The 4,899-nt window shown below is 61.6% G+C and carries 5 protein-coding genes and 1 pseudogene; 4 read left to right on the top strand and 2 right to left on the bottom strand.

The window, feature by feature from the left end:
• Positions 1 to 25: 25 nt before the first annotated feature.
• From AC07UK_RS38645 to AC07UK_RS38635, 3 genes and pseudogenes are all read left to right on the top strand, one after another.
• A pseudogene (locus AC07UK_RS38645) lies at positions 26 to 961 on the top strand (acyl-CoA dehydrogenase family protein); the annotation flags it as partial.
• A 141-nt stretch (positions 962 to 1,102) separates the two neighbouring features.
• Positions 1,103 to 2,089, top strand: coding sequence for an acrylyl-CoA reductase (NADPH) (gene acuI, locus AC07UK_RS38640; protein WP_492316728.1), 987 nt, complete (start codon positions 1,103 to 1,105; stop codon positions 2,087 to 2,089).
• Between the two features lie 36 nt (positions 2,090 to 2,125).
• Complete coding sequence (locus AC07UK_RS38635; RefSeq protein ID WP_492316725.1) at positions 2,126 to 3,091, top strand: Bug family tripartite tricarboxylate transporter substrate binding protein; 966 nt, start codon at positions 2,126 to 2,128, stop codon at positions 3,089 to 3,091.
• A 103-nt stretch (positions 3,092 to 3,194) separates the two neighbouring features.
• On the opposite strand, the gene AC07UK_RS38630 is transcribed toward AC07UK_RS38635, so the two are convergent.
• Complete coding sequence (locus AC07UK_RS38630; protein ID WP_492316726.1) at positions 3,195 to 3,527, bottom strand: LysR family transcriptional regulator; 333 nt, start codon at positions 3,525 to 3,527, stop codon at positions 3,195 to 3,197.
• 108 nt (positions 3,528 to 3,635) lie between these two features.
• Here AC07UK_RS38630 and AC07UK_RS38625 point away from each other — a divergent pair.
• Positions 3,636 to 4,452, top strand: a protein-coding gene (locus AC07UK_RS38625) for an IS5 family transposase (protein ID WP_494688334.1) whose coding sequence is annotated in 2 segments (ribosomal slippage) — positions 3,636 to 3,985 and positions 3,984 to 4,452 — 819 coding nt in all. Because the reading frame shifts where the segments join, the coding sequence is not laid out codon by codon here.
• A gap of 60 nt (positions 4,453 to 4,512) precedes the next feature.
• Here AC07UK_RS38625 and AC07UK_RS38620 read toward each other — a convergent pair.
• Positions 4,513 to 4,899 (bottom strand): GMC oxidoreductase (locus tag AC07UK_RS38620; RefSeq protein ID WP_494688333.1); only part of this gene is annotated, 387 nt, incomplete at its 5' end.

Here is a 4,899-nt window from a genome sequence, read left to right as displayed (position 1 = left end):
CTTGGCGGCCTCGGCTCATCCCGCCATGATATCCGAGGTGATTAATTATTCAAGCTATTTACGGGATGTTGTACTAGGCCTTCCCTTCACCGTGCGCACGCACATTGCTGATGAACTGGCCGAGGTAGATCTTGCGTTTGCCTTTGCCTTCATCAATCACCACAACGCTATTCTCCGCATTGCCGAAGGCGCCACGGAAGAGGCTTGCGCGGCCTATGTGCCCGCCATGCTGCGCGGCGACCTGATCGGCTGCACTGCCATGTCGGAAGATGCTGCGGGGAGCGATTTCGCGGCCATTCGCACCCATGCCCGCAAAGTGGATGGCGGCTGGGAACTGAGCGGCACCAAGAAGTGGGCCGCCAGCGCAAAAGGCGCGGACATCGCGCTGGTTTTCGCGCAGACGGATGCGCGCCTCGGTGTGCATGGCATTGCCTGCTTCATCGTCAACCTGAATGCGCCATCGTGCCGCCGCATCGAAGGAGACGATATGGATGGCCTGGCCATCGCCGGTATTGGCGGCTTCGAACTCGATGCGCATATCGTGAGCGACCGCGACATGCTCTATGCGCCCGGAGCCGGCTTCAAGCAGGCCATGGCCGCCATCAACAAGGCCCGTGTCCACATTGCAGCCATGGCCTCGGGCATGCTGAGCGGCGCGCTGAAGCAGGCGACGGCCTACGCCTCGGCGCGCGTGGTATTTGGCGCGCCCGCCATCAACCAGCAGGGCTTGCGCTGGTCGCTGGTGGATGCCGCGATGACGCACGACGTCCTCAAGCTGCTCATCCGCCATGCCGCAGCGCTGATCGAGCAGAACGCGGACGACGCCGTGAACGCGGCGGCCACTGCCAAGCTGTATGCGGGCAACGAAACGCTCGCGGCAATTTCCGCGTGCATTCAGGCGTTCGGCGCAGCGGGCATGACGCAGGAGCATGGCCTCACGCGCAAGCTGCTCGCCGCCAAGGCCATCTGCCTTGCCGACGGCACCAACGAAATCATGCGCGACCGGCTTGGTGCCTCCATCGCACAGCGTTTTGCGCGCAGCTTTCGGCAGACCGGAGACGCACGCATCCCGGACACCTCTACCCATCACAGCACCACCACCGTGTTCAAGGCTCTCTACATCACCAAATCGGAAACCGGCGCCAGTGCCGTTAACATACAGAACCTGCAACTGAGCGACCTTCCGGACGCCGAAGTGCTGGTACGGGTGAGCCACTCCACGCTCAACTACAAGGACGCGCTCGCCATGACCGGCAAGGCGCCGATCGTGCGTACCTTCCCGATGGTGCCAGGCATCGACTTTGCCGGCGTGGTGGAGCGCAGCGCCGACCCGCGTTTCAAAGCGGGCGACGCAGTGCTGCTGAACGGCTGGGGCACCGGCGAAACTAGCTGGGGCGGGCTTTCCCAGTACGCCACGGCAAAGGCTAGCTGGCTGATTCCACTGCCCGCGGGCATGACTGCCGAACAGGCCATGTCCATCGGTACGGCGGGCTACACAGCCATGCTGTGCGTAATGGCGCTTCAGGAACGCAGCGTAATGCCCGAAGCCGGGCCGGTTCTGGTGACCGGTGCCAACGGCGGCGTCGGCAGTATTGCCATTGCCCTGCTTGCACGGCTGGGCTACATGGTCACGGCATCAACCGGCCGCCCGGAAGATGCGGACTACCTGCGCTCGCTGGGCGCAAGCGCCGTCGTCAACCGCGCAACGCTGAGCGAACCTGGCAAACCCCTGCAAAAAGAAAACTGGGCCGCCGCCGTGGACTGCGTGGGCAGCCACACGCTGGCCAACGTCGTCGCGGGCATCCGCTACGGCGGCGTGGTGGCCGCATGCGGCCTGGCGCAGGGCATGGACCTGCCCGCCACCGTGGCGCCCTTCATTCTTCGCGGCGTCACGCTCATCGGCATCGACAGCGTGTACGCCTCGCAAACGCGCCGTATCGCCGCGTGGAACCGGCTGGCAAACGAACTTCAGCCCGAGGTGATCGCGCAGAACACCCGCGTCATCGGGCTGGACGATGCCATTACAACCGCATCGGAACTGCTGGCAGGTAAAGTCCGTGGCCGGGTCGTTGTCAACGTCAATCAATAAAAACCATCCATCACTCGAAACGAGGAGACACACGCCGTGAAATTGAAGACCATTGCAGGAGCGCTTCTGGCGGGCGCAGTCACACTGGGCGCGTTTGCCGCGCATGCGCAGGACTATCCGAACCGGCCAGTGCGCATGATTGTGCCGTTTCCGCCCGGCGGCTCCGTGGACTATGTTGCCCGCGCCATCTCCCAGAAATTCTCCGAGAACCTCGGTGCGACCGTGGTGGTCGACAACAAAGGTGGTGCTTCCGGAACCATCGGCACGTATGAGGCCGCACGCGCAACACCGGATGGGTACACGCTCCTGCTGGTCTTCGATTCGCACGCCGTCAACAGCAGCCTGTACGACATCAAGTACGACACCTTCAAGTCGTTCGACTATGTGAGTCTCATCGGCACCATGCCCATGGCACTGGTCACATCGAAGAAATCCGGATTCACCACGCTGCCCGCGCTCGTGAAAGCCGCCAAAGACAACCCCCACAAGCTGAACTACGGCTCGTCCGGCGTGGGTGGCTCCAACCACCTGAACCCCGTGGCGTTTGAGCGTCAGGCTGGCGTGCAGCTGTCGCACATTCCGTACCGCGGCGGCGGCCCGATGCTGACTGCCCTGCTCGGTGGTGAAGTGGATATGGTGATTGGCAGCCTGCCAACCGTCATCGGCTACGCCAAATCCGGCCAAGCCAACGTTGTGGCCATCGGCAGCAAGGCACCTTTGTCGCAGTTGCCCGCCGTGCCGACCATCGACTCGGTGGTGCCGGGTTTCATTGCGCAATCATGGATTGGCATGATGGTGCCTGCCGGTGTTCCCAAAAACATCCAGGAAAAAATCCAGATAGCCCTGCGCAAAACGCTGGCGGACGCTGCCGTGAAAACCCGGATGGAATCCGACGGCTTCAACATCATCAACAGCACGCCTGCAGAGTTTGAACAGCAAGTACGACGCGAGCACAAACGCTGGTCGCAAATCATCAGGGAGGCGAACATCAAGGTGCAATAACGCGGTAGGCACAACACTCAGCGGCCGGGCAGCCGCTGAGTGCCGAAACCGGCGGCCTACCCGTTGGGCGGCTGGCTACCCGCTGGCACAGCCTTGGCAACCCTCAGCACATCACCCACGGTAGCCTCCACATACCCGCCCAGCGCGCAACCCGCAACCTTGTCACTGTGTTTTGGGATTGGCGCGCTGGTATTTTCTGCAACGCCGCCAGTCCATTTCTCACGTTGACCAAGTAGGCTGCGCCGTCGGCAGTAAGGGAGAAATCACTGCGCCCAAACAGCTGGAAACCAATGTGCGATTCAAGCTGGCGGATTCTGTGGTTAACCGCGCTTGTGGTGATGAAAAGCTCCTCGGCGGCGCGGCTCGCACTGCGAAGCCGCGCAACTGCCTCGAAAGTGACCAAGCACTGAATCGGTGGGACGTGCTGGATCGCCATTCGCTCCCTGCTAATCACTTAGAGACGGTTTCAAAAAGACCCTGAGGGGCTGTTAACTTTCTCGGCATCCTGTTAACCTTGCGCGTCTTGACAAATGGGGCCAAGGAGATGGGTAAGCCGATCGTAAGCGACGAACTATGGGCAGAGATCGAGCCACTGCTGCCGGCATCCAAGCCGAGGCGATGGAAGTACCCAAGACGCAGGCCGGTGTCGGATCGCGCTGCGCTTACCGGCATCGTTTTGGTGCTCAGAACCGGCATCCGTTGGCGCGACCTGCCAGCAGAAATGGGCTGCGGCTCTGGCGTGACCTGCTGGAGGCGTTTGCGCGACTGGCAGGAGGCTGGCGTTTGGGAGAAGTTGCACGAGCTGCTACTCGCGAAGTTGCGCGCCGCAGATCAGATCGACTTCTCGCGAGTGGTCGTCGACTCATCATCCATTCGTGCGGTTGGGGCGGGCGAAAACAGGCCCGAACCCCACCGATCGCGCGCGACCAGGTTCCAAGCAGCACATCGCCACGGACGCCAATGGCATCCCCGTCGCGGCGATCTTGACCGGCGCAAACTGCAATGACGTCACGCAACTGCTGCCGCTGGTCGATGCCATTGCGCCGATCCGAGGCGTGCGCGGACGCCCCCTGCAAAAACCTGAAGCCATCTATGCCGATCGAGGCTACGATTCCGAGCGGCATCGGCAGGAATTGCGCGAACGTGGCATCACGCCTGTGCTCGCCAAGCGCGGCACTGCAAACGGCAGTGGTCTGGGAAAGTACCGCTGGGTCGTCGAGCGTACACATGCCTGGTTGCGTCATTTCCGCCGTCTTCGTATCCGCTTCGAACGTCGTGGCGACATTCACGAAGCATTCCTCAAACTCGGCTGCTGCCTGATCTGCTGGAACACCCTCCGGCGCGCGGAGCCGTCTTTTTGAAACCGTCTCTTAGTATCGCGCGGTGGTCGCTCAATCCTCGGCGTACGGGCTTGTCCAGATTCATGGAGCGGCGGCGGATGACTGCCGTATGAGATCTGCGGCTTTTTCGGCCATTGCCATGATGGGAAGATTGGTGTTACCGCTTATGACGTTGGGCATGACCGACCCGTCAATGACTCTGAGGTTTTCGATCCCGCGAACTCTCAACTCACCATCGACAACGGCGTTATTGTCCGCCCCCATCCGGCATGTTCCGACCGGGTGGTAGATGGTCTCCGCACGAGCGCGTACCCAGGTTTTACGGGATGCAGCGCTGGAGAACGCGTCCATATCGATCCTTCGCTTGATGTGCTTCTTGAGCGCGGGCTGATTACTCAGCAGTCCCAAATATATGCGACAGATGGGACATCGAAGAATGATCGAACCAGGCTCCGCTTTCTCTGCAGC

This window comes from Cupriavidus sp. GW821-FHT07C08, from assembly GCF_059419025.1.
The sequence above is the reverse complement of the archived record's forward strand: the minus strand, read 5'-3'. Positions and strand labels throughout refer to the sequence as shown.

Excerpts from the sequence above, each read along its gene's own strand:
- AC07UK_RS38630 (WP_492316726.1), bottom strand. The coding sequence starts at position 3,527 with ATGGCGATCCAGCACGTCCCACCGATTCAGTGCTTGGTCACTTTCGAG.